The sequence below is a fragment of the Acidovorax sp. ACV01 genome (genome assembly GCF_014851495.1).
GTDB lineage: Bacteria > Pseudomonadota > Gammaproteobacteria > Burkholderiales > Burkholderiaceae_C > Acidovorax > Acidovorax radicis.
On sequence record NZ_JACUZT010000007.1, the window covers coordinates 41,467 to 65,281 of the forward strand.

The following is a 23,815-nucleotide window of genomic DNA, read 5'->3' on the forward strand; positions in this document are numbered from 1 at the left end:
GATTTTTCTTCTTCCTGCATGGCTACTATCAAGGACGTTGCGCGCCACGCCGAGGTGTCGGTCACCACGGTGTCGCACGTGGTCAACGGCACACGCCGCGTGAGCCCCGAGGGGCGCGAGCGGGTCGAGGCCGCCATCCGCGCCCTGGGCTATGTGCCCAGCGCCATTGCGCGCAGCTTGAAGAGCAACAACACGCGCACGCTGGGCATGCTGATCCCCAACAGCTCCAATCCCTACTTCGCCGAGATCGTGCACAGCGTGGAAGACCGCTGCTTTGGCGCGGGCTACAACCTCATCCTGTGCAACACCAACGACGAGGCGCACCGCCAGGGCACGTATTTGCAGGTGCTGGCCGAGCGGCGCATCGACGGGCTGATCGTCGTTTCCACCGGGCACGACGCCACGCTGCCCACGCAACTGGCGGGCCTGTCCATCCCCACCGTGCTGGTGGACCGCGAGATCGAACTGGCCGAGCAGCAGCCCTGCGACCTGGTGGAAACCGCCCACATGCAAGGCGGCCTGCTGGCCACGCGGCACCTGCTGTCGCTGGGCCACCAGCGCATTGCCTGCATTGGTGGCCCGGCCGGCATTGCCCCCAGCGAGCAGCGCATTGCAGGCTGGCGCACCGCATTGGCCGACGCAGGCTGCGGCACGGGCGACGGCCTGCTGTGGCATGGCAACTTCACCAGCCAGGGCGGGTATGAAGCCATGCACGCGGTGCTGCGCGCGCCCGAGCCGCCCACCGCCGTCTTCGTGTGTAACGACCTCATGGCCATGGGCGCACTGTGCGCGGCGCACGAACGCGAGCTGCGCGTGCCCGAGGCCCTGTCCATCGTGGGCTTTGACGACATTGAACTGGCCGCCTTCACCAGCCCGCCGCTCACCACCGTGGCCCAGCCCAAGCAGCGCATCGGCGCGCTGGCGGTGGACATGTTGCTGGAGCGCATCGACGGGAAGCGCCAGGACGCGCGCAAGGTGATGCTGCAGCCCGAGCTGCGCGTGCGCTCTTCCACGGCCCCCGCCACCACGGTCGCCCCCGATGCCCGCCGTGGAGGGAAGCCTGCATGACCGCCGTGACTGCTGTGACCGCCAACCTCCCGCCCCCCCGCATCGCCGTGGTCGGCAGCCTGAACATGGACCTGGTGCTGCAGGTGCAACATGCCCCCGGCCCCGGCGAGACCGTGCTGGCCGATGCCCTGCTCCTGGTGCCTGGCGGCAAGGGCGGTAACCAGGCCGTGGCCTGCGCCCGCCAGGGCGCCCAGGTGTTTCTGTTCGGCCGCGTGGGCGACGATGGCTACGGCCACACGCTGCGCGCCGGGCTTGACGCCGATGGCATTGACCACCGTGGCGTGCAGACCGATACCGAAGTCACCACCGGTGTGGCCGCCATCACCGTGGAAACCACGGGGCAAAACCGCATCGTGGTAGTGCCCGGCGCCAATGGCAGGTTTATGCTGAATGCAGAGGCCTTGCGCGGCAGTGTGCAAGGCGCGGGCGGCCTGGTGTTGCAGCTGGAAATCCCGATGTCGCAGGTGCTGGCCGCCGCCGACGTGGCCCATGCCGCAGGCTGCCCGGTGCTGCTCAACCCCTCTCCCATCCAGCCTCTGCCCGATGCGCTGTGGCCGCTGGTCAATATCTTGGTCGTGAACGAAGTGGAGGCCGCAGCATTGGCAGGCCAAAGCGTCGCCACCCCCGCAGACGCCGCGCAGGTCGCACAAGCCCTGCGCTCCAAGGGCCCCGCCCAGGTGGTGGTGACCCTGGGCGCCGCCGGCGCCGTGGCGGCGGATGCCACTGGCTGCCGCTACCACCCCGGCCTCGTCGTGCAGGCCGTGGACACCACTGCCGCAGGCGACACCTTCCTGGGCGCACTGGCTGTGGCGCTGGCACGCGGCGAGCCGCTTGATGCCGCCGTGCGCGATGGCATCCGCGCGTCCGCGCTGTGCGTCACGCAGCCCGGCGCCCAGCCCTCCATTCCCGCCCGCGCCGCCGTCGCGCACAGCCCGCAACCACCCGCCTGGAGCCCCCTGTGAAACGCACCTCCCTGCTGCACGCCGAACTCTCCCACGCCATCGCCAGCCTGGGCCATGGCGAAATGCTGGTGATCGGCGACGTGGGCCTGCCCATTCCGCCCGGCCCGCGCCGCATCGACCTGGCGCTCACCCCGGGCATCCCGGCCGTGGCCGATGTGCTTCGGGTGGTGCTGGAAGAAATGCAGGTCGAAAAAGCGCTGATCGCCACCGAAGCCGTGGAGCGCAACGGGGGGCAGCTGCCCGCCTGGTGCCACTTGCCGGTGGAGCCCCAGGCCGTATCGCACGAGGAGTTCAAGCGCCTCACCCAGCAGGCCCGCGCAATGGTGCGTACCGGCGAGTGCACGCCGTATGCCAACGTCATCCTGGTGGCGGGCGTGACGTTCTGACGCCATGGCGTTGAGCCACTCTACGGCGCTCGGTAGGCCAACACGCTAAACCCGGGCTGGAGTTGCGGCAGCGGAAAAAAGCACAGCCTACATTCCGCCAACCCATACGCTTCCCCATGACTGCGGCGGCGCCTTTTTCCCGACCGGCTCCTGCGGCCTTGCACCACGGCTGGCTTTGGCCTGTGTAGTTAGTCGGCGCGACCCGGAACGACGGGCCAGGGGGCTGGCGCTGCATTTGCAACTGGTTGAAACAAAGACGCACTTTCATGCTCGGTACGCATAATCAAACGGCAGCGAGAAAGGCCCATCCTTGGCGCAGGTCCGCTTCCAGTTCGTCAGGGAGGAACTACGTATGAAACCCATGTCGCGACCACCTCGGCCTGCCCGCTTCTGGCTGGCAGGTTTACTCAGCCTTTCCATCTTTGCCACGTCCTGCGGGGGTGGTAGCGGGGGTAGTACGGGCGCAGGCAACCCAGTTACGCCCGCCCCCGAGCCTACGCCTGCACTCAGTCTGCTGGCCGGTGCCTCCCACGGTTCCGGTTACCTCGATGGCGCCGCTGCCGACGCACTTTTTTCCGGGGCACCCGCGCTCTCGCTTTCACCCACAGGTGACTTGCTGATGGCAGATGCAGGCAACCATGCCGTCCGGAAATGGACAACCTCTGGTCTCGTCAGCACCGTCGCAGGCGGCCAAAGTCCGGCCCCTGCACCTTCCGTCAATGTCCATTACGCCGATGGCATGGGACCAGCTGCACGTTTTTTCTATCCATCAGCGGTCGCAGCAGACGCTTCGGGCAATACCTACGTGGCGGATACAGCCAACCACCTGGTGCGCAAGATTGACAGCATCGGTGCCGTCACCACCATCGCAGGCAAACCCGGCGTGTGTGGCAATGCCGACGGTCCCTCCCAGGACTCCACGCTCTGTGCTCCTCGCGAAATAAGGCTGGACAGCGCCGGAAATCTCTATGTCGGCCCGGGCAACTACGCCTATCCGAAGATTCGCAGGATCACCCCTGCCGGCGTCACGGGCACCCTGCCCATGGAGCTGCCGGAGCCGGAGCGCTCCAAGTTCATTGTGGATGCCTCCGGCACCGTCTACTTCACACACGGGAGTTCTATCAAGAAATCTACCCCCACCGGCGAAGTGACCCATGTCGCTGGCAACCAAGACATCCAGGGTGCTGCCGATGGCGACGCAGTGACTGCCAGGTTCAGCATCCTCCACGATTTGGCACTGGATGCCACCAACGAGCTGTATGCGCTGGATGGACATGACCCGGTCACCATTCGCCATATCGCCAAGAGCGGGGCCGTGTCCACCCTGGCCCACACAGCCCCTGCGGCTTCGGGGGGTAGCAGCCTGGTCGTTGATCGCAGCGGCAACTTCATCGTCAGCCTCGCCAATTTCCAATCCACGTGGATTCAGAAATACCACCGCGATGGCACCCGGTCCACCTTGGTCGGGAAGCCCACGGTGGCCAATCCAGAGGCCGTCGCTGCAGACGGTCCGGGCACAGAGGCGCGGTTCAAGGCTCCTCAGGCAATGGCTCTGGCGAAGTCAGGAGCGCTGTACGTGAGCGACTACGACGCTGGCAGGGTGCGCATCGTCCGCCCAGACGGCACCACAAGCACACTCCCGCTCCAATGGCCTGCAGGTTTTGCGAACCCCTCCTGGCGGGCCATGGCGGTAGATGGGCGGGACAACATCTACACGGCCTCCACGGCAATGTTCCCCGGTGAGCCCAATCTGGTTTTCAGGATCAGCCCCACCGGCCAAGCCTCGGTTCTGGCAGATGTGTCCAAATGGGTTCCCCCATTCGTCCATGGTGGCAACACCTACAGATATGCCGCCGCCATCAATGGGGTTGCCGCCGACGCTGCAGGCACTGTCTATGCGGCAGGCGTCAATGGCGCGGTCCTCAAGATCACCGCTGCAGGCGAGGTCACAGTGCTGGCCGGCAGTCCCGGCGCTTTGGGCCACGTGGACGGACAGGGCAGCGCCGCACGCTTTGCCATTCTGGGGAATATGACGCTGGACCAGACGGGCAACCTGTACGTGGTGGATGGGCTCAATGATGCGTTCACCGGGATTGGCCCCACCATCCGCAAGATCACCCCTGCCGGCATGGTCAGCACCGTCGCCGGCAGGGCCGACCTGCCTGCGGGTCTGGTGGATGGACCGGCCAGCAGCGCGCGCTTTGCAGCCGCCAGCTACAGCAGCTACTCGGCTGGCGGGGTTTACATCGGGCAAGATTTTGGTTCTCTCAATGGAGAAAACGGCGGCACAGCCAGCCTCGCAATCGATGCCAAGGGCAATCTGTACGTCACTGATCCTGTCAACAGCGTGGTTCGCAAGATCGCCACAGACGGCCAAGTCAGCACGCTGGTCGGCCGTGCCGGGCGGCGAGGCTTTCTGGGAGGAGATCTTCCGGGCACCATTCACACGCCGATCGGCATTGCCGTGCGGGATTCAAAGCTGTACTTCACGACACGCAATGCAGTAGCGCAGGTGACGCTGGCCCCGTAGCGAACGGCGTCCTCGGCCCTCACGGCCGGCGCGAACAGGGCCGGCCGTGACGTTCTGATACAGCTTGGGGCTTGCGAAGCCATGGCTGCACCTTCGTTTGCGGGTTTTGGAGGACTTCGGGCAGGCACTACCTGCGGTACGCTGGACCGCAGCCCACGGCGCGGCACGGATGATGCCCGCCACCGACGCCCCGAATTCCTGCACCCATGCCCACCATCGCGCCCCACGATCTCCTGCCTCCTGAAATCACCGTCCTCGAACGCGGCTGGCTGTCGGCCAATAACATCCTTTTCATCGGCCAGCACGACACGGCCATCGTGGACACCGGCTATTGCAGCCATGCCGAGCAGACCGTGGAGCTGGTGCGCGGCACGCTGCAAGGCCGCCCGCTGGACCGCGTGCTCAATACCCACCTGCACAGCGACCACTGCGGCGGCAATGCGGCGCTGCAAAAGGCCTGGCCCGGCGTGCTCACGGCCATTCCGCCCGGCCAGGCCGACCATGTGCGCCAGTGGGATGCCTACGCACTGAGCTACACCCCCACAGGACAGGAATGCCCGCCCTTTCGGGCCGATACGCTGCTCATGCCCGACTCCTGCGTGCTGCTGGGCGACAAGCCCTGGCAGGTGCATGCCGCGCCGGGGCACGATCCGCATTCGGTGGTGTTGTTCGAGCCCCAGGGCCGTGTACTGATCTCGGCCGATGCGCTGTGGGAAAACGGCTTTGGTGTGGTGTTTCCCGAGCTGGAAGGCGACGACGCATTCGCACACGTTGCAGCCACGCTGGATGTGATCGAAAAGCTGGCGCCGCAAGTCGTCATACCGGGCCACGGGCCGGTGTTTGCCGATGCCCCGCGCGCCATCGACGGTGCCCGCCGCCGCCTGGACGGCTTTGTGCGCAATCCCTCCAAACATGCGCTCTATGCAGCCAAGGTGCTGCTCAAGTACAAACTGCTGGAGTGGCAGCAGATCCCCATGGCCGAGCTGACGGGCTGGGCGCAGGCCACGCCGTACTTCGGCATGCTGCGCGAGCGCCACTTCGCCGATCAAGCCGAGGCCGAATGGCTCGGCAGCCTGGCCGACGAACTGGTGCGGTCCGGTGCGGCCACCCGCCAGGGCGACATGCTGCACAACACCTAGACACGGCTTCCCCCGGAATCCTGGTGTTACGCATTGCCCGCTGCAGCTGGCCAGCCCCCCAGGATCAGTGTCACCGTGGACCCGGCTTAGCGGGCCCGCAGCGCCTCAGCAGGCCTTCAATGCTTGTGCTGCTTGTCGCAGCCCATCACATGGTTGTTGCTGCTGGACATGCACTGGTAAAACGCCTTCTTGTTGCCCGACGCACCCTGGCAGTCCGACATGCTGTACTTGCCCTTGGCTTCGCGGATCTTGGGTGCGGTCTTGTCGAAGTCGGCCTGGGCCATGTAGCCGTCACGCACGTTCTTCTGGCCCACCTCCAGCATCTGGTCGGCCTGGTAGTGGATGTTGTCCACGGCGGCGGAGCAGTTCAGCGTCACCGGCTTGCTGTCCACCGTCTCCAGGGCCTTTTTCATGCCCTGGCCAAATTCTTCCACGTCCTTCGAGATCTTCTTGGTGCCGTCGGCGTTGTACTGCTGGCCCGGCTTGCCGGACGAGGATGACGAGCTCGTGGTCGTGCCGTTGCTGCCCTGGAGCTTCAGCGGCTCAGCGTCTGCCTTGGACGGCGGGGGCTGCGAACCGTAGTGGGTCTTGCCCTCGGCATCCACCCATTTGTAGACGGGCTGCGCCTGCACGCCCACCCCCAGCCCCGACACCAGGGCGGCTATCGCCAGCCACGACAGCTTCTTCATCATCTCCATCCCTCCATTCATGGTCAAAAAGGCATCCACCGCTTACTCAACAAGCGGTAATAGCTATTATTTTTATAGCAATTTTTTTACAAACGTGGCACAAAGACTCAAGGCAGATCCTTGTTCACCTCGGGCGCCGCCGCGTCGCGTGGGCCGATGGTGCCCAGGCGGCTCTTGAGCGACTGGGGTTGGCCGGTGAGCATGGCGGCGTAGTTGGTGGTGTTGGCCAGCACCTTTTTCACGTAGTCGCGCGTTTCGGCAAAGGGCACGTTTTCGGCCCAGATGGCGGCGTCGAGCACCGGGCCGTTGCGCCAGCTGCGCGGGCGGCCGGGGCCGGCGTTGTAGGCGGCGGCGGCCATGGGCATGGAGCCCGCGAAGTCGTCCAGCGCGAGCTTGAGGTAGGCCGTGCCGATGGTGATGTTGGTGTCGCGGTCGTTGATCTGGTCGGCGGTGAAGTTGTTCAAACCGATCTTCTTGGCCGTCCAGCGCGCGGTCGCGGGCATGACCTGCATCAGGCCCGAGGCGCCTACATGGGAACGCGCGTCCATGATGAAGCGGCTTTCCTGGCGGATGAGGCCGTAGACATACGCCGGGTCCAGGCCGATGCCGTTGGCGCGCTCCACCACCGCACTGCGAAACGGTGTGGGGAACCGCTGGGTGGTGTCCACCACGCTCTTGGTGCGTTCGCTGGTGTTGATGCAGCGGTCCCACACCTCACGCTGGCAGGCGAAGTCGGCGGCGGCCAGCAGGTCGCGGTCGGGCATGCCGCCGCTCTGGTGCAGGTTGGTGGTGTAGTTCCACTCGCGCACGCCTTCGGTGCGCAGGCCGAGCAGGATGGCGTACAGCGCGCGGTTCAGGCCCGGGTTGGCGCGGGCGGCGGCTTTTTCTTCGGCGGTGAGGGGTGCGGGCGCGGGCGGCACGGTGATGCGCTGGCCAATCTCTTCCAGGGCCAGTTGCTCGTAGAAGCCGCGCGTGCTGGCGATGCCTTCGAGCAGCTGGCGGGCTTCGGCGCGTTCGGCGTCGGTCACGCGGCCTGTGAGCAGCGAGCGCGCCTTCCAGTACACCCAGGTGCTGTCCTGGCGGGCTTCGGGGCCCATGGCGTCCACCGCCTTGCCGACGGCCTTCCACTGGCCGGCGCGCAGGGCGGCACGCACCTTCCAGCCCAGCAGGTCGTCGTTGAGGTCGCTGTCCTTGGTCACATTGGCAAAGTAGCTGTGGGCATTGCTGGCCAGCTTTTGCGCAGCGGTCTTGCCGATCACGGCCCAGGCCCAATTGCGCTCCTCGGACGAGAGGTGCACGCTCCACTTGCTGTCGAGCTGATAGGCCGCGCCGTCCGGGTCGCCGGTGGCCAGTTTCAACAGGGCCAGCAGCACCAGTTCCTGCTTGGCCTTGCCGGCGGCCGTGGCGCGCGACAGCAGGTATTTGCTCGGCGCATCCAGCACGTCCTTGACCTGCGGCAACGATTCGGGCGAGACGATCTCGACCGCCGCGCGCACCACGCGGGGGCGATTGGCCTCTACCCCAAGGCGGGCCTTACGCCACACATCCAGGGCTGAGAGTTTCTTGTAGCCATGCAGCTCGCGTGCGGCGTGGGTGCAGCCGTCGTCGCCGTCGCGCTGGGCGTACCAGTTGCTGCGCACATCCTCGGCCACGGTGGGGCTGGCTGTGCCCTTGATCTGGTCGATCAGCAGCGCGTAGCAGCGCACTTCGCGGTCGTCCGACATGCGGTAGCTCGGGTGCTGCTCGGCGAACTGGCTCCAGTCGCGGCGCTGGCCCAGTAACAAGAGCCAGTCATTGCGCAGGCGGTCTTCCTGGTAGCTGCCGGCGTAGCGCTGCAGGAAAGACTGGATCTCCTGTGGTGACGCCTCGCCCAGGCGCACCCGCAGCTCCCAGTAGGCGGCCCAGGGCTCCAGTGCATGACCACGCGCAGTGGGCAGCAGCTGCGCGAGCTTGTTGCGGTCGCCTTTGCGGAAGGCCTGCTGCATCTCCAGCAGGGTATCGTCCCCACGGTTTTGCGCCATGACAAGGGGCGCGGTGGCTGCCAGCACGGTGGCGGCGACAAGGGGTGTCAGAATCGCTCTGAGAAATTGCATGGGGGAATTATCTGATGGACAAAGCAGCCCTTCGGCGCGCGTTGATAGAAGAACGCCTCAATCTGCCCGACCGCCTACAGCGGGCCGACCTGTTACAACAGGTGATGCGCATCTGGCTGGTGAACCGGCCGGATACGGTCATTGGAGCCTATTGGCCCATCAAGGGCGAATTTGACCCCCTGCCCGCGCTGCACCGCTGGAAGGAAGATGGCGAGTTGCTGGACGAACCCCAACTGCGCCGCATCGGGCTGCCGGTGGTGAACAAGCTGCACAAAACCCTCACCTTCCACGCCTGGTACCCCGGCTGCCCCATGGAGGAAGACGCCTACGGCATCCCCAAGCCCAAGGACACCGAGGTCATCGTGCCCACCCTGCTGTTCGTGCCCTGCGTGGGCTACGCCCCCGGGGGCTATCGGCTGGGCTATGGCGGCGGCTTTTACGACCGCACGCTGGCCACCCTGCAGCCCAAGCCGTTCACGGTGGGTCTGGGCTTCACCAATGGCTACCTGGACGACTTCGAGCCCGAAGAGTTCGACCTGCCGCTCGATGCCATCCTGAACGACAACGGGGTGGTCTGGCCGGTCTGAACCGCTGCGCCATTGCCCGTGATGCGTGCCACGCATCATTCAGGCCGTGTTTTCGCATCGCTGGCGCGCGCCACTGCCGCTAGCATGGCGGGCTGACTTTCTTTTCTCTGTTTTCCATCGGCAGGTGCCCCATGCTCAAGCTCTATATCGGCAACAAGAACTACTCCTCCTGGTCCATGCGCCCCTGGGTGCTGCTCAAACAGGCGGGCATCGTGTTTGAAGAAGTGCGCGTGCGCTTTGACAGCTTCGACGCCGATTCAGAGTTCAAGCGCGCGATTGGCGCCGTGAACCCCACGGGCAAGGTGCCCGTGCTGGCAGATGGTGACCTGGTGGTGTGGGACACGCTGGCGATTGCCGAATACGTGGCTGAAACCCACCCTGACAAAAAGCTCTGGCCCACGGACGCCAAGGCCCGTGCGCGCGCCCGCAGCATTTGCGCCGAAATGCACAGCGGCTTCACCGCCCTGCGCAGCAACTGCCCCATGAACATCGAGGCGAACCTGGCAGACACCGGCGCCCTGATCTGGCGCGACCAGGCCGGCGTGCGCGCCGACGTGCAACGCCTGGTGGACATGTGGAGCGCGCTGCTGCAGGAACATGGCGGCCCCATGCTGTTTGGCGAGTTCACAGTGGCCGACGCCTACTTTGCCCCCGTGTGCATGCGCCTGCACACCTACGCCCTGCCCGTGCCACCCCACATCGCCGCCTATGTGCAGCGCGTGCGCGCCCTGCCCGGCGTGAAGGCCTGGATCGACGACGCCCTGGCCGAGAAGGACTTTCTGGACTTCGAAGAACCCTATCGCCTGCGCCATACCGAAGGCTGAGCACCACCATGGCCGTCACCATCTACCTGCGCTACGTGCTCAACACCAGCAAGCTCAAGGAGTTTGAGCACTACGGAAAACTGTGGATACCGCTGGTCGAGAAGTTCGGCGGTAAACACCACGGCTATTTCATGCCCAGCGAGGGCGCGAACAACATCGCACTGGCATTGTTCACCTTTGACAGCCTTGCGGCCTACGAGGTGTACCGCCAGCAGTCGATGCAGGATGCGGAATGCCAGGCGGCGTTCCGCTATGCCGAGGAGACGGGGTGCATCGCGAGCTACGAGCGGAGTTTTTTCAGGCCGGTGTTTGGCTGAAGGGGCACGGGCAGCCCGGCCACGCTACCGAAACTGCTTGCGCAAAAACGGCTTGTGCCGCGCGATGTGCGCCAACTGGGCGGGGGCCACGGTGCCGCCCAGGTCTTCCTCTTCCGCGTTGAGCACCTGGTTGGCATAGGCCAGCGCACGCGCCACCACCTCTTCCTCGCTCACCCCCTGCTGCGCGGCCAGGTCCAGCGCCACGCGCTTCATGGCGCGCTGCGACAGCATCCACATGGCGCCAAAGGCATCCCACGCGGCCATCGCTTCCTTGAACTTGTCGCGATCGGCCAGGATTTCGTTCAGCGGCTTGGCCAGGATCTCCTGCAGGTCGTCCACCTTGGCTTTCAAAGCTTCTAACTGCGCCTCGCGCTGCAGGGCTTCCGCTGCAGCGTTGGCGGCTGCGTCGGGCGCCGTAGGCACGGGCACGCTGCCGTCGGGGTTGAGCTGGGCAATGGTGAGGTCAGACGATAGGGGCATGGTGGGCTGGAATATACGGCCGGGGGCCCGGCCTAAACTACACCGATGCAAATCTACATGGTGGGCGGCGCCGTCCGCGACAAGCTGCTGGGCCGGCCCGTGAACGACCACGACTGGGTGGTCGTGGGCGCGACGCCCGAGCAGATGCTGGAACTGGGCTATCTGCCCGTGGGGCGCGACTTCCCCGTCTTTTTGCACCCCGACACGCGCGAGGAGTACGCACTGGCCCGCACCGAGCGCAAGAGCGGGCGCGGCTACCGGGGCTTTGTGGTGGAAAGCTCGCCCGATGTGACGCTGGAAGAAGACCTTTCGCGCCGCGACCTTACTATCAATGCGATAGCTACCAGCGCTTATGAGATAAGCGCTGGAGGCATTTTTGACCCCTATTTTGGTGCCAAAGACATCGAGGCGCGGGTGCTGCGGCATGTGACCGACGCCTTCCGCGAAGACCCGGTGCGCATCCTGCGTGTGGCGCGGTTTGCGGCGCGATTCACCGACTTCACGGTGGCGCCCGAGACGATGCAGCTGATGCGCGAGATGGTGCAGCACGGCGAGGCGGACCATCTGGTGGCCGAGCGCGTGTGGCAGGAGCTGGCGCGCGGGCTGATGGAAGAAAAACCCTCGCGCATGTTCGAGGTGCTGCGCGAGTGCGGCGCGCTGCAGGTGCTGCTGCCCGAGGTGGCGCGCCTGTGGGGCGTGCCCCAACGGGCCGAGTACCACCCCGAGGTGGACACGGGCGTGCATCTGATGATGGTGCTGGACATGGCCGCGCGGCTGCAGGCGCCACTCACTGTGCGGTTTGCCTGCCTGGCGCACGACCTGGGCAAGGGCACCACGGCCACCGACGTGCTGCCGCGCCACATCGGGCACGAGGAGCGCAGTGCCGAGCTGCTGAAGGACGTGGCCGAGCGCCTGCGCGTGCCGGTGGACTGCCGCGAGACAGCCGATGTGGTGGCCCGCGAGCACGGCCACATCCACCGCAGCCACGAACTGTCGGCCGCCGCCCTGGTGCGGCTGCTGGAGCGCTGCGATGCCATTCGCAAGCCCGAGCGTTTTGCCGACATACTGTTGGCATGCGAATGCGATGCGCGCGGGCGGCTGGGATTTGAAGAATCGGCCTACCCCCAGCGCCAGCGGCTGGCCGCCGTGCTGGCGGCGGTGCAGTCGGTGGTCACGCGCGACATTGCAGCGCGGGCAGCGGCCAAGGGCATGAGCGGGCCGCAGGTGGGCACGCTGATCCACCAGGCGCGGGTGGAAGCGGTGGCGCAGTGGACAGGCAACAACAACGCCACCTGACCCAGGGCCGCGGAAAACAAGGCACACCCGTCAAAAACCGAGGGCAAAACTTCCTACAATCCGCGTCCGCTTGCGCCCCGCCCCGGGGTGCACCTTTGCAAGTTCCTGGCGCATGATCGCGCCCTACAGCCATTCCAACGCCTCCATGACCGCTGTGCACATCCGCCCCGCCGCCCCGGCCGACGCCGACACCATCGCGCCGCTGTTTGATGCCTACCGGCAGTTCTACGAGCAGGCGCCAGACCTCGCTGGAGCCCGGACATTCATCGCACAGCGGCTGGAGCGCGGGGAGTCCGTGGTGCTGCTGGCACTGGATGCATCGGGAGCAGCGATAGGTTTTTGCCAGCTTTACCCAACCTTCTGCTCGGTGGAGGCAGCGCCCATCTACACGCTGTACGACCTGTTCGTGGCCCCCGCAGCACGCAAGACCGGCGCCGGGCGCAGCTTGCTGGTGGCGGCGGAAGCCACGGCCCGCGCGCACGGCAAGGTGCGCATGGATCTGACCACGGCACACACCAACACCACGGCGCAGTCGCTCTACGAATCGCTGGGCTGGACGCTGGACACCGTCTTTCGCGCCTACAACAGGCGGGTAGCGGCCTGACCTGACCGCCACCTCGCCGCTGCCCAGATAGCCATTACCAGCGCAGCAGGCGCGGCCCCAGTACGGCCCCCAGCGCCGTCGGGATGGCCATGCCCACCAGGTACCAGACCGCCAGGAACGGCGTGGCCATCTCGGGGCAATGCAGGGCATACACCAAAGCACCCAACGCGCCCGCCAGCAACCCGGCGCCCGCGCCCGCCCAGGCCAGGCGCGTGGGCGCGGCCCCCTTCAGGGCCCAGAAGCCCGCAGCCAACGCAGGCACCGACAGCGCCGCAATATTGAACGGACAGGTGCGCCAGGTGCTGCCCAGGATCAGCGGCACACGCTCTGCCGCAGTCACCTGCGACAACGCCCACAATGCCATGGCCCACAGCACCAGCGGCGGCACTGCCAGCAGCAGCGCCGCAGGCCCCACCGCCATGCCGGGGCGGGCCATGCGGCGCAGCAGCGCCAGCCCGGCTGCGGCCAGTGCAGCGGCAAACACCAGCTTGCCCCAGAACATGGGCAGCGCCATGGTCGCCAGCAGGTCGGGGCGCAGGCCGAACAGGGCCAGCATCAGCACCCCGGCACCGGCAATGCCCACTGCGGCGGCCACGGCAAACCGTTGCTCTATCGCGTTGTGCTGCACCGGCCGGTCATCGGCGGCGAGCAGGTGGATCAATTCATCGGTTTTCATGCTATTTCCCCTGGGACTTACGCACATCAGAATGCAACAACGACCGGCCTTCTGTACCCGGCGGCTTCCCTGACCCCTGTTGCGCGTAAGTCATGTCCCTGATCTTGGCGGCCAGGGCCTTGAGCCCCCGGTGCACGCCGACTTTGACGGCCGACTCCGACAGCCCCGTGAGGCGCGCCGTCTCGACCACCGACAAACCTTCCAGCTTCACGCACTCGATCGGCAGACGCTGCTTGTCGGGCAAGGTGCGCAACAACTGCCCCAGATCGCGCCGGGCTTCGGCGGCCTCGCTGTCGCTGCTGGCAAACAACTCATCGGCATCGTCCAGCGGGTCGTTGCGCCCTTCCTTCACGGCGTGCGAGCGCAGCCAATCGATGAGCTTGTAGCGCGCAATCGCATGCGCCCAGGCCGTCACCGGCATCTCGGGCCGATAAGTGTGGCGCTGGTTGTGCACCGCCAGCAGCGTCTCCTGCACCAGGTCCTCCACCTCGTCGGGCCGCTGCATCAGGCGGCGGCGCAAAAACGCACGCAGGTGTGCGCTCAGCTCTTTCAAAAAGCGCTGGTAGGCGGCTGCGTCGGCGTCCAGCCCTTGCAGCAGCAAACCGCGCAGGCGCTCTTCCACTATCTCCATGGTGTCTCCCTGCAAGGAATTCGTACTCCGAGGCCAATGGGTTACAGGCAACAGAAAAAATATTTACGCCATGCCGCCACGATTTTTTTGCGCAGCGCTGTAACCCGCCTGCTGCACAGCGCGAATTACAACGCAGATCGGGCCATTCAACGCGACCTCTGTGTCGCAACCCGGTCGGATTCAACCACTACCCAACTCTTGGAGAACCGTACCATGACCACTCGCACCCTCAGCCTCGGCGCACTCGCCCTCGTTGCCCTGACTTCTGGCGCCGCCATGGCCCAGACCGCCCCCATGGAAGGAGCCAAGCCCGCCAGGGAGAAGTGCTACGGCGTCTCGATGGCTGGCAAGAACGACTGCGCAGCAGGCCCCGGCACCACCTGCGCCGGCACCTCCAAGATGGACTACCAGGGCAACGCCTGGAAGTTCGTGCCCGCAGGCACCTGCGCGTCGATCAAGACGCCCAAGGGCATGGGTTCGCTGGCACCCGCCAAGGCCTAAGAGGCTGATGCCATGACTCCGCGCCCCCTCACCGCTGGTCTGGGCCTCAAGCCCCAGCACTATGGCGAGGCGCTGCAGTGCACCGCCCCCGGCCTGTGGTGGGAGGTGCACCCCGAGAACTACCTGGCCGATGGCGGCCCGCGCCTGGCGTATCTGGATGCGATCCGCGCACGCCACCCCATGGCGCTGCACGGCGTGTCCCTGTCCCTTGCGGCCGATGCACCGCCCGATGCGGCGCACCTGGACCGCCTGGCGGCACTGGCGCGGCGCGTGGAGCCTGTGATCATCTCGGAGCACCTGGCGTGGTCCACCTGGCGCGGGCAGTATCTGCCCGACCTGCTGCCGTTTCCCCGCACGCACGCGGCGCTACACCGCATTGCAAGCAACATCGCCCGCACACAGGATGTGCTGCAACGGCCCATCGCCATCGAGAACCCCACGCACTATCTGCACATCGATGGCCACGCATGGGCCGAGACCGACTTTCTGGCCGAATTGGTGCGGCGCACCGGTTGTGCCCTGCTGCTGGACGTGAACAACGTCCATATCAGCGCGAACAACCTGGGCTTTTGCGCGCAGGCGTACCTGGATGCGTTTCCCCTGCACGCCGTGGCCGAGATCCACCTGGCGGGCCACCATGCCGACCCGGTGCATGGCAACGCCTTGCTCATCGACAGCCACGACGCCCCGGTGGCGCCCGCCGTGTGGGCGCTGTACCAACGCGTGATCGAGCGCGCAGGTCCCATCCCCACCCTTATCGAGCGTGATGACAACCTGCCCGACTTCTGTGAACTGCTGGGCGAGCGTGGCCAGGCTCACCATGTACTCATGGCTGCGCACACCGAGGAGTCCGCATGCAGCTGACCGACTTTCAGGATGGTTTCTCGGCCGCTCTGCTCGGCGCGGGCCATGCCCCAACCACTGCGTGGCTAGTGGCCCTGGAGGCCCAGCCCGGCTTTGCCGTGTACCGCAACACCGTGCTCAAGGGCTGTGTCGATGCCCTGCAGGCCAGCTACCCCACGGTATGCCAGCTGGTGGGCGAAGGCTGGTTCCGCGCCGCCGCAGCGGTGTATGCGCGCCAGCAACCGCCTTGTGACGGACTGCTGGTGGACTACGGCGCTGGGTTTGGCGACTTTCTGGCCGGGTTTGAACCTGCGGCCGGGTTGCCCTACCTGCCCGCCATAGCGCGCCTGGACCGCGGCTGGACCGAGTGCCATCTGGCAGCCGACGCTACCGCCGTGGACCGAGCCTGGTGGGCCCGGCAAGCGCCCGAAACGCTGCCCGCCTTGCAACTGCATCCCCACCCCGCTGCGCACTGGACCTGGTGCAATGGGCATCCGGCCTATCGCCTGTGGCAGAGCCACCGTGAAGGCTTGGCCCTGCCCGAATCGATGGCCTGGGCGGGTGATGGCGGCCTGCTCACCCGGCCCCATGCGGAAGTGACCTGGCGCCCGCTTTCGCGCGCCGGGGTTGCCTTGATGGACGCGTGCGCAGAGGGCCTGGCCCTGGAAGCCGCCGCCACCCGCGCCTTAGACACCGATCCCGCCACTGACTTTGCCGCGCTCATGGGCAACCTGCTGGACGCGGGGGCCCTGGTCCCACCCCGTTCACATCCACATTCACATCCACAGGCTGAGGAGGCCCCATGACCACCCACACCCAATCCCCCCACTTCCCCACAGCACCCACCAAAGGCCCCCGCGTTCTGCTGGCCCGCCTGGCCGATGCCGCTGCCTGGCTCACCCCCCACAGCCTGCTGGCCCTGGTCAACCGCGTGGCCATCGCGGGCATCTTCTGGCTGTCTGCCCGCACCAAGGTCGATGGCTGGTTCACGATCTCCGACAGCGCCTATGCGCTGTTCCGCGAAGAATACAAATTGCCGCTGTTGCCGCCCGAGCTGGCGGCACAGATGGCCACCGCGGCCGAACATGTGTTTCCCATCCTGCTCGTGCTGGGTCTGTTCACGCGCCTGTCGGCTGTGGCCTTGTTGGGCATGACACTGGTCATTCAGGTTTTTGTGTATCCGGATGCCTGGCCCACGCACCTGTCGTGGGCAGGGCTGATGCTGTACCTAGCAGGGCGCGGTGCGGGCAATGTGTCGCTGGACCGCGTGCTGGGAATTCGCTGAAACCCTTGCATCAGCCCGCGGCCGTCTGCACCCAGCGCACGATGTCCGCAGCACCCAGCGCGCCCGAGATACGCGCCACCTCACGCCCCTGCTGAAAAAGGACCATGGTCGGAATGCTGCGGATGGCATAACGCGCTGCGATGGCCTGGTGTTCTTCGGTATTGAGCTTGGCCAGGCGCACACGCGGCTCCAGCTCACGGGCCGCCTGGGCAAAGGCGGGCGCCATCTGGCGGCACGGCCCACACCAGGGCGCCCAGAAATCCACCAGCACCGGAATGTGGCTGCGCCCCACATGTTTGTCAAAACTCGCCCCATCCAGTTCCAGCGGGGCGCCCACAAAAAGCCCCTGGTGGCACTTTCCGCAATCGGGTGCATGGGCCAGATCTGCGCTTTGCACGCGATTGGTGGTGTGGCAGTGCGGGCAGACGATGTGCAGGGCTTCGGTCATGGGGTGAGATCAGGTTCAAGCAAGAGCAAGAGCGGGTTTTTACACATTGCGGCAGAAGCTTTGCGTTTCAAGGGTGGTCCTGCCAGACCAATGGCAATGGCGGCCCGATGTTGCAATGGGTCGCACACCTTGCGCGCGTTTACCAACGCTGAATCACCCTTTTCCCCCGGTCAGTTTCACGGCGTCTGCTAAGGTTTGACCCATGCAGCTGCTCCCCCTACTGACAACTGCCCACGCGCTTTTTCTGGACTTCGATGGCACGCTTACCGAGCTGGCACCACGCCCCGAGGCGGTGCGCGTCGCCTCCGGGCTGGTCCCTACGCTGCTATCGCTGTACACCCACCTGGAGGGCGCACTGGCCATCGTGACCGGACGACCTGAGGCCGACATCGACGGATTCCTGGCGCCGCTGCGCCTGCCGCTGGCGAGTGAGCATGGAGCCCAATACCGCCTGGCCGACACCTCGCTTCCGGCCGTTCTACCGCCGGATCTGGAGCCCGTTCTTCGGGCTGCGTACGACCTTGCAGCGCGCAACCCCGGGCTGCTGGTGGAGCCCAAGCGCGTCAGCGTGGCCCTGCACTACCGCCAGGCCCCCCAACTGGCCGCGTTGTGCCACGACACCCTGGTGCGCGCCATGCGCCATGTGGAGGGCGTGGAACTGTTGCATGGCAAATGCGTCTTTGAAGTGAAGCCCCGTGGCGTCGACAAGGGCCAGGCCATTGCTGATTTCATGACCCAGGCACCCTTTGCAGGACGTTTGCCAGTCTTCGTGGGCGATGACGTCACCGACGAAGCTGGCTTTGCCGCCGTGCAGGCGCTGGGCGGCTGGGGCATCAAGGTGGGCGAAGGGCCGACCATGGCACAACACCGCTGCATGACACCCGCTGCATTGCGTGGCTGGCTGTCGGCCACGCGAACCCATTGGAACCACCTGAACCCGGAGCGCGAACCATGAACACAGCCGCCAACGACCCCCAAGCGGGATCGCTCAACCTGGGGATGATCGGCAATTGCGCCATCAGCGCACTGATCGACAACCACGCCCGCATGGTGTGGTGCTGCCTGCCGCGTTTTGATGGAGACCCGGTGTTCAACGCCCTGCTGCAGCCCGGCGACGAAGGCAGCCACTTCGCGATCGAACTCGAAGACCTCGCCTCGGCCCACCAGTGGTATGAGCCCAATACCGCCATCCTGCGCACGCAGCTGTTCGACAAGGCCGGCCACGGCATCGAGATCACCGACTTCGCCCCGCGCTTCTACAGCCGCTCGCGCTACTTCCGGCCCATGACGCTGGTACGCCGGGTGCGCCCCATCCAGGGCGCGCCTCGCATCCGTGTGGCGCTCAAGGTGCGCTACGACTGGGGCCAGACCACGCCCGAAATCACGCGCGGCAGCAATCACATCCGCTATGTGGGCGAGGGCATGACGCTGCGCCTGTCCACCGATGCACCGGTCTCGCACGTGTTGTCAGGCCAGGCGTTTGTACTCACGCGCGAACACAACTTTCTGCTGGGGGCCGACGAAACGCTGGTGGAGGGCATTGCCGACACCGCGCGCCTGTTCGAGCAGGAGACCACGGCCTACTGGCGCAGCTGGACCCGCGCCCTGGCCGTGCCGCTGGAGTGGCAAGAAGCCGTCATCCGTGCGGCCATCACGCTCAAGCTCTCACTGTACGAGGACACCGGTGCCATCGTGGCCGCCATGACCACCAGCATCCCCGAGTCCGCCCACAGCGGCCGCAACTGGGACTACCGCTACTGCTGGCTGCGCGACGCGTTCTTCGTGGTGCGCGCGCTCAACAGCATCTCCGAAGTGGGCACCATGGAGGACTATCTACGCTGGCTCAGCAACGTGGTGGTGGAAGGCGGCGATGGCCACATCCAGCCGCTGTACGGTATTGGTCTGGAGCAAGAACTGCCCGAGAGCCTTGTGCCCCAGCTGGCGGGCTACCGGGGCATGGGCCCTGTGCGCGTGGGCAACCAGGCGGCAGAGCATTTCCAGCATGACGTGTACGGCAACATCGTGCTGGGCGCGGCCCAGGCCTTTCACGACCACCGCCTGTTGCACCGCGCGGGCCTGGCCGAATTCACGCGGCTGGAACAGGTGGGCGAGAACGCGGTGCGTGTCTACGGCCAGCCCGATGCAGGCATGTGGGAGCTGCGCACACGTGCCCGGGTGCACACGTCGTCCGCCCTGATGAGCTGGGCCGCCTGCGACCGGCTGGCCAAGATCGCCGCCACCCTGCAGCTGGCCGACCGCGCCAGCCACTGGCAGCAGCATGCGGACCGCATGCGCGCCGAGATCCTCGACAAGTCGTGGTGCGAAGCGCGCCAGGCGTTTGCCGAAAGTTTTGGCGGCCATGAACTCGATGCCAGCGTATTGCTGATGGCCGAGGTCGGCCTCATCGACCCGAAAGACCCGCGCTTCGTGAGCACCGTGGAGGCCATGGAAAAGAGCCTGTGCGACGGCCCCTACATGCGCCGCTACGAGGCGGCCGACGACTTCGGCAAGCCCGAAACAGCCTTCAACATCTGCACCTTCTGGCGCATCGATGCCCTGGCGCGCATTGGCCGCAAGGCCGAGGCGCGCGCCATCTTCGAGACCATGCTGGCCGCCCGCAACCCGCTGGGCCTGCTGTCCGAAGACACGCACCCCGAAACGCGCGAGATGTGGGGCAACTTCCCGCAGACCTATTCGATGGTGGGCGTGATCAACGCTGCCGTGCGCCTGTCAGCCCCCTGGGACAGCGTGATTTGAGGTCCTGTCCGACAACGGCCTGGGGCGATCCACAACGATGATCGACCCATGAGCCGCCTTGTCGTCATCTCCAACCGCCTCGCCGATCCCCGCAAACCCGCTGCTGGCGGCCTCGCCGTCGCCCTCGGAGAGGCCCTGAACCAGACAGGCGGGCTGTGGTTTGGCTGGAGCGGCAACGTGGTCGAAGGCGGGACACCCGGCGAGGGAGAACTGCACACGCGGCAGGCTGGTGCCGTCACCCTGGCCACCGTAGACCTGTGCCGCGAAGACCATGACAGCTACTACCATGGCTACAGCAACAGCGTGCTGTGGCCGGTGTTTCACTACCGCCTGGACCTGGCCGATTTCAATGCCAGCTACATCGCGGGCTACCGGCGCGTGAACCAGATGTTTGCGCGCAAGCTGCTGCCGCTCTTGCGCGACGATGACATCCTCTGGGTGCACGACTACCACCTGATTCCGCTGGCCGCCGAGCTGCGTGCCATGGGCTGCAAGCAGCGCATCGGTTTTTTTCTGCACATTCCCATGCCGCCACCGCTCATCATGGCGGCCATTCCGCAGCACGAGTGGTTGATGCGTTCGCTGTTCGCCTACGACCTGGTGGGCCTGCAGAGCGAGGCCGACGTGTCGCATTTCACACGCTACGTGCGCAACGAAGGCAGCGCCGAGGAGGTGGACGCCCAGCGGCTTCGCGCGTTCGGCGGCACGGTGCAGGTGCAGGCCTTTCCCATCGGCATCGACGTGGACGAATTCACGCGCCTTACGCACGCCCCCGATGCGGTCGAAACGTACGAGAACATGCGCGACGAGTATTCACGCAGGCGCCTGCTGCTGGGCATTGATCGGCTCGACTATTCCAAGGGCATCCCGCACCGCGTGCGCGCGTTCCGCGAGCTGCTGGACCGCTACCCGGAAAACCGCGACAGCGCCACACTCATCATGATCGCCTCGCCCACGCGCGACGACGTCAACGCCTATGCCGACCTGCGTCAGGAGCTGGAGGGCCTGTGCGGCGCGGTGAACGGCGACTATGGCGAACTCGACTGGATGCCGGTGCGCTACATCCACCGGATGGTGGCGCGCAAGCGGGTGCCGGGTCTGTGCCGCGCCGCCGCCGTGGGCTTGGTCACGCCACTGCGCGATGGCATGAACCTGGTGGCCAAAGAGTATGTGGTGGCGCAAGACCCAGACGACCCGGGCGTGCTCGTGTTGTCCCGCTTCGCGGGTGCGGCCGAGCAACTGAAAGAAGCGCTGCTGGTGAACCCCTACGACACCCAAGGCATGGCCGACAGCATCCAGCAGGCGCTGCAGATGCCACTGGCCGAGCGGCAGGCACGCCACCAGAAACTCATGGCTCGCCTGCGCGAGCACGACGTGCACTGGTGGCGAAAGTCGTTCCTGAACGCACTCCAGGCGGCAGACGACTGACGACCTCCACGCGCCGCCAGGCTAGCCCCGTCGCGCGCAGCGAGGCTCAGAGCAACTTCGTCAGCAGGCTCAACACAAAGCTCAGAAGCAGCGTCGAAGCCAAAGGCACGTCCCAGTCCCGGCCCAGCCAGCGAAAGCGCAGGTCGCCAGGCAAGCGGCCAAACCCCATGCGCCGGAGCAGGGGCGAGAGCCAGCTCAGCAACATCAGAGCCAGAAAGACGACAAGAAGCCAGCGGATCATGCCCACAGTGTAGGGCGGCAGGTCCTTTCAGCGCCTCTCGACGCACATGCAGGCGCAGCGCTGCCGCACTGGGGTCTTCCCCCTTGAGGAAGGAAGCCCCACAAACGAATCAGGGGCCTTCGTTCTTTCAGCGCTGAACGCCCCAGCGCCGCACCGTCAGCCGCTCCAGCGTATGGAACCCCAGGCTCTCCACCGCCAGGCCGATCAAAATCACCAGCACCAGGCCCGCGAACACCTTGTCGGTGTAAAGCTCGTTGCGGTTCTGGAAGATGTACCAGCCCAGGCCGCCCTTGCCCGACGAAGCGCCGAACACCAGCTCGGCCGCGATCAGTGTGCGCCAGGCAAAGGCCCAGCCGATCTTCAGACCCGACAGGATGGAGGGCAGCGCGGCCGGCACCAGGATCTGCAGCACGTAGCGGATGCCGGCGAGGCCGTAGTTGCGCCCGGCCATGCGCAGCGTCTCGGGCACGGACTGGAAGCCTGCGTAGGTGTTGAGCGCCAGCGGCCACAGCACCGAGTGGATGAGCACGAACACCAGGCTGCCCTGCCCCAGGCCGAACCACAAGAGCGCCAGTGGCAGCAGCGCGATGGCGGGCAAGGGGTTGAACATGGAGGTCAGCGTGGACAGCAGGTCGCGCCCGAACTGGGTGGACACGGCCAGCGTGGTGAGCACGAAGGCCCCTAAGATGCCCGCAAGATAGCCCTTGAGAAGCACCGACAGCGAGATCGCCGTCTTGGCGATCAGCTCGCCCGAGGCCAGGCCCTCCACCAGCGCCTTGGCGGTCTGCAGGAAGGTGGGCAGCAGCAGGTCGTTGTCCTGCCAGCGCGCCACCACCTCCCACAGCACGGCCAGCACCGCCAGGATCACGAGCTTGCGCACCCAGGCCTGCTGCCAGATGCGCGCCGCCAGCGGCAAGGGTTGCACGGGCGCGATACCGCCCAGCGGCTCCAGGCTGCGCTCGAACTCGGGGCGCACGGGAGGGGTCAACAACGAAGCGCTCATACGGAAATCTGGAAAGGCAGCGCGCCCGCGGGCCGCTGGGGGAGGATGAGCGGCACGCCACCTTGGCGGCCGGGCGCCAGGGCCTCGGCATCGGCCTGTACCGACCCCGGCACGGCCCCGGCATCGGGCTCGTCGAACAGCAGCCGGTGGATGCGCTGGGCCGTGGCCTGGAACTCGGTGCCGCCCAAGCTGTGCAGGCCGAACTGGTGGCTGTTGACCTCGGCGCGCAGCCGTCCCGGATGCGGCGACAGGATGGCGATGCGGTTGCCCACCACCAGCGCCTCTTCGATGGAATGAGTGACGAAGATCAGCGTGAAGCGGAATTCGTCCCACAGCAAGAGCAGTTCTTCCTGCATGCGCCGGCGCGTGAGGGCGTCGAGCGCGGCAAAGGGCTCGTCCATCAGCAGCACCTGGGGCTGCATGGCCAGCGCGCGCGCAATGGCCACCCGCTGCTTCATGCCGCCCGAGAGCTGGTGCGGGTGCACGTCGGCGAACTTTGTAAGGCCCACCTTGTCGATGTAGAGCGCCGCGCGCTCGCCCGCCTCCTTGCGGCCCACGCTGCGCGAGGCCAGCAGCGGGAACATCACGTTCTCGCGCACCGTCTTCCAGGGCGGCAACTGGTCGAACTCCTGGAACACCACCACCCGGTCGGGGCCGGGCCGCGTGACGGCGCGGCCATCCAGCAGGATCTGGCCTTCGCTGGGCGCAATGAATCCGGCAATCGACTTGAGCAAGGTGGACTTGCCGCAGCCCGAGGCCCCGAGCAGCACGAACCGGTCGCCCGCATGCACGTCGAAGCCCACGCGGTGCGTGGCGCGCACCACGCGCTCGCGCGTGCGGTAGTCGATGCTGACGCCCTGCACCTGCAGCAGGGCGGCGGGTACAGGGCCGGGCACCACGCGGGCATCAACACCCGCCGCCGGGTGGCCCGGGACTCGCGCCTCGCCGTCCTGCAGCGCCGCACGCTCGCTTTGCAGCGGCGGCGAGAAAGGCCCCATGCGGATGGTGTGCTCGCTCATGCCCTACG

At 66.3% G+C, this 23,815-nt stretch carries 26 protein-coding genes; 17 read left to right on the top strand and 9 right to left on the bottom strand.

The genetic code is table 11. The annotated features are described in order from the left end of the window. Positions 1 to 18: 18 nt before the first annotated feature. The 5 genes from IB243_RS19675 (at position 19) to IB243_RS19695 (ending at position 6,085) form a co-directional block, all read left to right on the top strand. Positions 19 to 1,068 carry a LacI family DNA-binding transcriptional regulator gene (locus IB243_RS19675; RefSeq protein ID WP_192428852.1) on the top strand — a complete coding sequence of 350 codons (1,050 nt, stop codon included), beginning with the start codon at positions 19 to 21 and terminating at the stop codon, positions 1,066 to 1,068. Further along, positions 1,065 to 2,030 (top strand): ribokinase, encoded by a 966-nt coding sequence (rbsK, locus tag IB243_RS19680; protein ID WP_192428853.1) that lies wholly within the window; start codon positions 1,065 to 1,067, stop codon positions 2,028 to 2,030. Before IB243_RS19675 ends, rbsK begins: the two co-directional genes overlap by 4 nt. Next, positions 2,027 to 2,416: a D-ribose pyranase gene (gene rbsD, locus IB243_RS19685; protein WP_192428854.1), complete on the top strand. Its 390-nt coding sequence runs from the start codon at positions 2,027 to 2,029 to the stop codon at positions 2,414 to 2,416. Before rbsK ends, rbsD begins: the two co-directional genes overlap by 4 nt. A gap of 352 nt (positions 2,417 to 2,768) precedes the next feature. Beyond that, entirely contained in the window at positions 2,769 to 4,946 is a 2,178-nt protein-coding gene (locus IB243_RS19690) for a hypothetical protein (RefSeq protein WP_225585093.1), read from the top strand. A gap of 206 nt (positions 4,947 to 5,152) precedes the next feature. Further along, on the top strand, positions 5,153 to 6,085 hold the full coding sequence (locus tag IB243_RS19695; RefSeq protein ID WP_192428856.1) for an MBL fold metallo-hydrolase: 933 nt from the start codon (positions 5,153 to 5,155) through the stop codon (positions 6,083 to 6,085). Positions 6,086 to 6,201: 116 nt separating this feature from the next. Here IB243_RS19695 and IB243_RS19700 read toward each other — a convergent pair whose 3' ends face one another. Further along, the gene (locus IB243_RS19700) at positions 6,202 to 6,813 is read right to left on the bottom strand and encodes a DUF4124 domain-containing protein (protein WP_370540366.1); all 612 of its coding nucleotides are present in this window, start codon (positions 6,811 to 6,813) and stop codon (positions 6,202 to 6,204) included. Positions 6,814 to 6,881: 68 nt separating this feature from the next. Then, complete coding sequence (locus tag IB243_RS19705) at positions 6,882 to 8,867, bottom strand: lytic transglycosylase domain-containing protein (protein WP_192428857.1); 1,986 nt, start codon at positions 8,865 to 8,867, stop codon at positions 6,882 to 6,884. A 14-nt stretch (positions 8,868 to 8,881) separates the two neighbouring features. On the opposite strand from IB243_RS19705, the gene IB243_RS19710 reads away from it, so the two are divergent. From IB243_RS19710 to IB243_RS19720, 3 genes are all read left to right on the top strand, one after another. Then, positions 8,882 to 9,454, top strand: a complete 573-nt coding sequence (locus IB243_RS19710; protein ID WP_010462696.1) for a 5-formyltetrahydrofolate cyclo-ligase — start codon at positions 8,882 to 8,884, stop codon at positions 9,452 to 9,454. A gap of 131 nt (positions 9,455 to 9,585) precedes the next feature. Further along, on the top strand, positions 9,586 to 10,278 hold the full coding sequence (locus tag IB243_RS19715; protein ID WP_057271977.1) for a glutathione S-transferase family protein: 693 nt from the start codon (positions 9,586 to 9,588) through the stop codon (positions 10,276 to 10,278). A gap of 8 nt (positions 10,279 to 10,286) precedes the next feature. Beyond that, entirely contained in the window at positions 10,287 to 10,595 is a 309-nt protein-coding gene (locus tag IB243_RS19720) for an NIPSNAP family protein (protein WP_010462698.1), read from the top strand. Positions 10,596 to 10,619: 24 nt separating this feature from the next. Here the strand turns inward: IB243_RS19720 and IB243_RS19725 are convergent, their stop codons facing one another. Beyond that, the gene (locus tag IB243_RS19725) at positions 10,620 to 11,075 is read right to left on the bottom strand and encodes a hypothetical protein (protein ID WP_192428858.1); all 456 of its coding nucleotides are present in this window, start codon (positions 11,073 to 11,075) and stop codon (positions 10,620 to 10,622) included. 45 nt (positions 11,076 to 11,120) lie between these two features. On the opposite strand from IB243_RS19725, the gene IB243_RS19730 reads away from it, so the two are divergent. Continuing rightward, positions 11,121 to 12,371, top strand: coding sequence for a multifunctional CCA addition/repair protein (locus IB243_RS19730; protein WP_192428859.1), 1,251 nt, complete (start codon positions 11,121 to 11,123; stop codon positions 12,369 to 12,371). A gap of 145 nt (positions 12,372 to 12,516) precedes the next feature. Further along, complete coding sequence (locus tag IB243_RS19735; protein WP_192428860.1) at positions 12,517 to 12,975, top strand: GNAT family N-acetyltransferase; 459 nt, start codon at positions 12,517 to 12,519, stop codon at positions 12,973 to 12,975. 34 nt (positions 12,976 to 13,009) lie between these two features. Here the strand turns inward: IB243_RS19735 and IB243_RS19740 are convergent, their stop codons facing one another. Next, positions 13,010 to 13,651, bottom strand: a complete 642-nt coding sequence (locus IB243_RS19740) for an NrsF family protein (protein WP_192428861.1) — start codon at positions 13,649 to 13,651, stop codon at positions 13,010 to 13,012. Between the two features lies 1 nt (position 13,652). Beyond that, entirely contained in the window at positions 13,653 to 14,282 is a 630-nt protein-coding gene (locus tag IB243_RS19745) for a sigma-70 family RNA polymerase sigma factor (RefSeq protein WP_010462707.1), read from the bottom strand. A 213-nt stretch (positions 14,283 to 14,495) separates the two neighbouring features. Here IB243_RS19745 and IB243_RS19750 point away from each other — a divergent pair, with 213 nt between their 5' ends. From IB243_RS19750 to IB243_RS19765, 4 genes are read left to right on the top strand one after another with little or no spacing between them, the layout of a single operon-like run. Further along, positions 14,496 to 14,783 carry a DUF2282 domain-containing protein gene (locus tag IB243_RS19750; protein WP_192428862.1) on the top strand — a complete coding sequence of 96 codons (288 nt, stop codon included), beginning with the start codon at positions 14,496 to 14,498 and terminating at the stop codon, positions 14,781 to 14,783. Positions 14,784 to 14,795: 12 nt separating this feature from the next. Then, the gene (locus tag IB243_RS19755; RefSeq protein WP_192428863.1) at positions 14,796 to 15,647 is read left to right on the top strand and encodes a DUF692 domain-containing protein; all 852 of its coding nucleotides are present in this window, start codon (positions 14,796 to 14,798) and stop codon (positions 15,645 to 15,647) included. After that, complete coding sequence (locus tag IB243_RS19760) at positions 15,638 to 16,432, top strand: DNA-binding domain-containing protein (protein WP_192428864.1); 795 nt, start codon at positions 15,638 to 15,640, stop codon at positions 16,430 to 16,432. The genes IB243_RS19755 and IB243_RS19760 overlap by 10 nt, the downstream gene beginning before the upstream one ends. Then, positions 16,429 to 16,911, top strand: coding sequence for a DoxX family protein (locus IB243_RS19765; RefSeq protein ID WP_192428865.1), 483 nt, complete (start codon positions 16,429 to 16,431; stop codon positions 16,909 to 16,911). The genes IB243_RS19760 and IB243_RS19765 overlap by 4 nt, the downstream gene beginning before the upstream one ends. Before the next feature lie 10 nt (positions 16,912 to 16,921). Here the strand turns inward: IB243_RS19765 and trxC are convergent, their stop codons facing one another. Then, complete coding sequence (trxC, locus tag IB243_RS19770) at positions 16,922 to 17,359, bottom strand: thioredoxin TrxC (RefSeq protein WP_010462715.1); 438 nt, start codon at positions 17,357 to 17,359, stop codon at positions 16,922 to 16,924. A gap of 202 nt (positions 17,360 to 17,561) precedes the next feature. On the opposite strand from trxC, the gene otsB reads away from it, so the two are divergent. The 3 genes from otsB to otsA are packed head-to-tail and all read left to right on the top strand — an operon-like array spanning position 17,562 to position 21,544. Next, on the top strand, positions 17,562 to 18,314 hold the full coding sequence (gene otsB / locus IB243_RS19775) for a trehalose-phosphatase (RefSeq protein ID WP_192428866.1): 753 nt from the start codon (positions 17,562 to 17,564) through the stop codon (positions 18,312 to 18,314). Further along, complete coding sequence (locus IB243_RS19780) at positions 18,311 to 20,116, top strand: glycoside hydrolase family 15 protein (protein WP_192428867.1); 1,806 nt, start codon at positions 18,311 to 18,313, stop codon at positions 20,114 to 20,116. Before otsB ends, IB243_RS19780 begins: the two co-directional genes overlap by 4 nt. 48 nt (positions 20,117 to 20,164) lie before the next feature. Beyond that, on the top strand, positions 20,165 to 21,544 hold the full coding sequence (gene otsA, locus IB243_RS19785; protein WP_192428868.1) for an alpha,alpha-trehalose-phosphate synthase (UDP-forming): 1,380 nt from the start codon (positions 20,165 to 20,167) through the stop codon (positions 21,542 to 21,544). Between the two features lie 46 nt (positions 21,545 to 21,590). Here the strand turns inward: otsA and IB243_RS19790 are convergent, their stop codons facing one another. The 3 genes from IB243_RS19790 to IB243_RS19800 form a co-directional block, all read right to left on the bottom strand. After that, on the bottom strand, positions 21,591 to 21,785 hold the full coding sequence (locus IB243_RS19790; protein WP_010462719.1) for a DUF2905 family protein: 195 nt from the start codon (positions 21,783 to 21,785) through the stop codon (positions 21,591 to 21,593). 127 nt (positions 21,786 to 21,912) lie between these two features. Then, a complete protein-coding gene (locus IB243_RS19795; protein WP_192428869.1) occupies positions 21,913 to 22,788 on the bottom strand; it encodes an ABC transporter permease in 876 nt (291 codons plus the stop codon). Further along, positions 22,785 to 23,807: an ABC transporter ATP-binding protein gene (locus tag IB243_RS19800; RefSeq protein ID WP_192428870.1), complete on the bottom strand. Its 1,023-nt coding sequence runs from the start codon at positions 23,805 to 23,807 to the stop codon at positions 22,785 to 22,787. Before IB243_RS19800 ends, IB243_RS19795 begins: the two co-directional genes overlap by 4 nt. Positions 23,808 to 23,815 lie beyond the last annotated feature (8 nt).

Bases quoted from the DNA above. Each gene is read 5' to 3' on its own strand.
- IB243_RS19710 (WP_010462696.1), top strand. From the start codon at position 8,882: ATGGACAAAGCAGCCCTTCGGCGCGCGTTGATAGAAGAACGCCTCAAT.
- otsB (WP_192428866.1), top strand. From the start codon at position 17,562: ATGCAGCTGCTCCCCCTACTGACAACTGCCCACGCGCTTTTTCTGGAC.
- IB243_RS19705 (WP_192428857.1), bottom strand. From the start codon at position 8,867: ATGCAATTTCTCAGAGCGATTCTGACACCCCTTGTCGCCGCCACCGTG.
- IB243_RS19740 (WP_192428861.1), bottom strand. From the start codon at position 13,651: ATGAAAACCGATGAATTGATCCACCTGCTCGCCGCCGATGACCGGCCG.
- IB243_RS19780 (WP_192428867.1), top strand. From the start codon at position 18,311: ATGAACACAGCCGCCAACGACCCCCAAGCGGGATCGCTCAACCTGGGG.
- IB243_RS19790 (WP_010462719.1), bottom strand. From the start codon at position 21,785: ATGATCCGCTGGCTTCTTGTCGTCTTTCTGGCTCTGATGTTGCTGAGC.
- IB243_RS19750 (WP_192428862.1), top strand. From the start codon at position 14,496: ATGACCACTCGCACCCTCAGCCTCGGCGCACTCGCCCTCGTTGCCCTG.
- IB243_RS19695 (WP_192428856.1), top strand. From the start codon at position 5,153: ATGCCCACCATCGCGCCCCACGATCTCCTGCCTCCTGAAATCACCGTC.
- IB243_RS19715 (WP_057271977.1), top strand. From the start codon at position 9,586: ATGCTCAAGCTCTATATCGGCAACAAGAACTACTCCTCCTGGTCCATG.
- IB243_RS19675 (WP_192428852.1), top strand. From the start codon at position 19: ATGGCTACTATCAAGGACGTTGCGCGCCACGCCGAGGTGTCGGTCACC.
- IB243_RS19765 (WP_192428865.1), top strand. From the start codon at position 16,429: ATGACCACCCACACCCAATCCCCCCACTTCCCCACAGCACCCACCAAA.
- otsA (WP_192428868.1), top strand. From the start codon at position 20,165: ATGAGCCGCCTTGTCGTCATCTCCAACCGCCTCGCCGATCCCCGCAAA.
- IB243_RS19745 (WP_010462707.1), bottom strand. From the start codon at position 14,282: ATGGAGATAGTGGAAGAGCGCCTGCGCGGTTTGCTGCTGCAAGGGCTG.
- IB243_RS19725 (WP_192428858.1), bottom strand. From the start codon at position 11,075: ATGCCCCTATCGTCTGACCTCACCATTGCCCAGCTCAACCCCGACGGC.
- trxC (WP_010462715.1), bottom strand. From the start codon at position 17,359: ATGACCGAAGCCCTGCACATCGTCTGCCCGCACTGCCACACCACCAAT.
- IB243_RS19760 (WP_192428864.1), top strand. From the start codon at position 15,638: ATGCAGCTGACCGACTTTCAGGATGGTTTCTCGGCCGCTCTGCTCGGC.
- rbsK (WP_192428853.1), top strand. From the start codon at position 1,065: ATGACCGCCGTGACTGCTGTGACCGCCAACCTCCCGCCCCCCCGCATC.
- IB243_RS19730 (WP_192428859.1), top strand. From the start codon at position 11,121: ATGCAAATCTACATGGTGGGCGGCGCCGTCCGCGACAAGCTGCTGGGC.
- IB243_RS19755 (WP_192428863.1), top strand. From the start codon at position 14,796: ATGACTCCGCGCCCCCTCACCGCTGGTCTGGGCCTCAAGCCCCAGCAC.
- IB243_RS19800 (WP_192428870.1), bottom strand. From the start codon at position 23,807: ATGAGCGAGCACACCATCCGCATGGGGCCTTTCTCGCCGCCGCTGCAA.
- IB243_RS19720 (WP_010462698.1), top strand. From the start codon at position 10,287: ATGGCCGTCACCATCTACCTGCGCTACGTGCTCAACACCAGCAAGCTC.
- IB243_RS19690 (WP_225585093.1), top strand. From the start codon at position 2,769: ATGAAACCCATGTCGCGACCACCTCGGCCTGCCCGCTTCTGGCTGGCA.
- IB243_RS19735 (WP_192428860.1), top strand. From the start codon at position 12,517: ATGACCGCTGTGCACATCCGCCCCGCCGCCCCGGCCGACGCCGACACC.
- IB243_RS19795 (WP_192428869.1), bottom strand. From the start codon at position 22,788: ATGAGCGCTTCGTTGTTGACCCCTCCCGTGCGCCCCGAGTTCGAGCGC.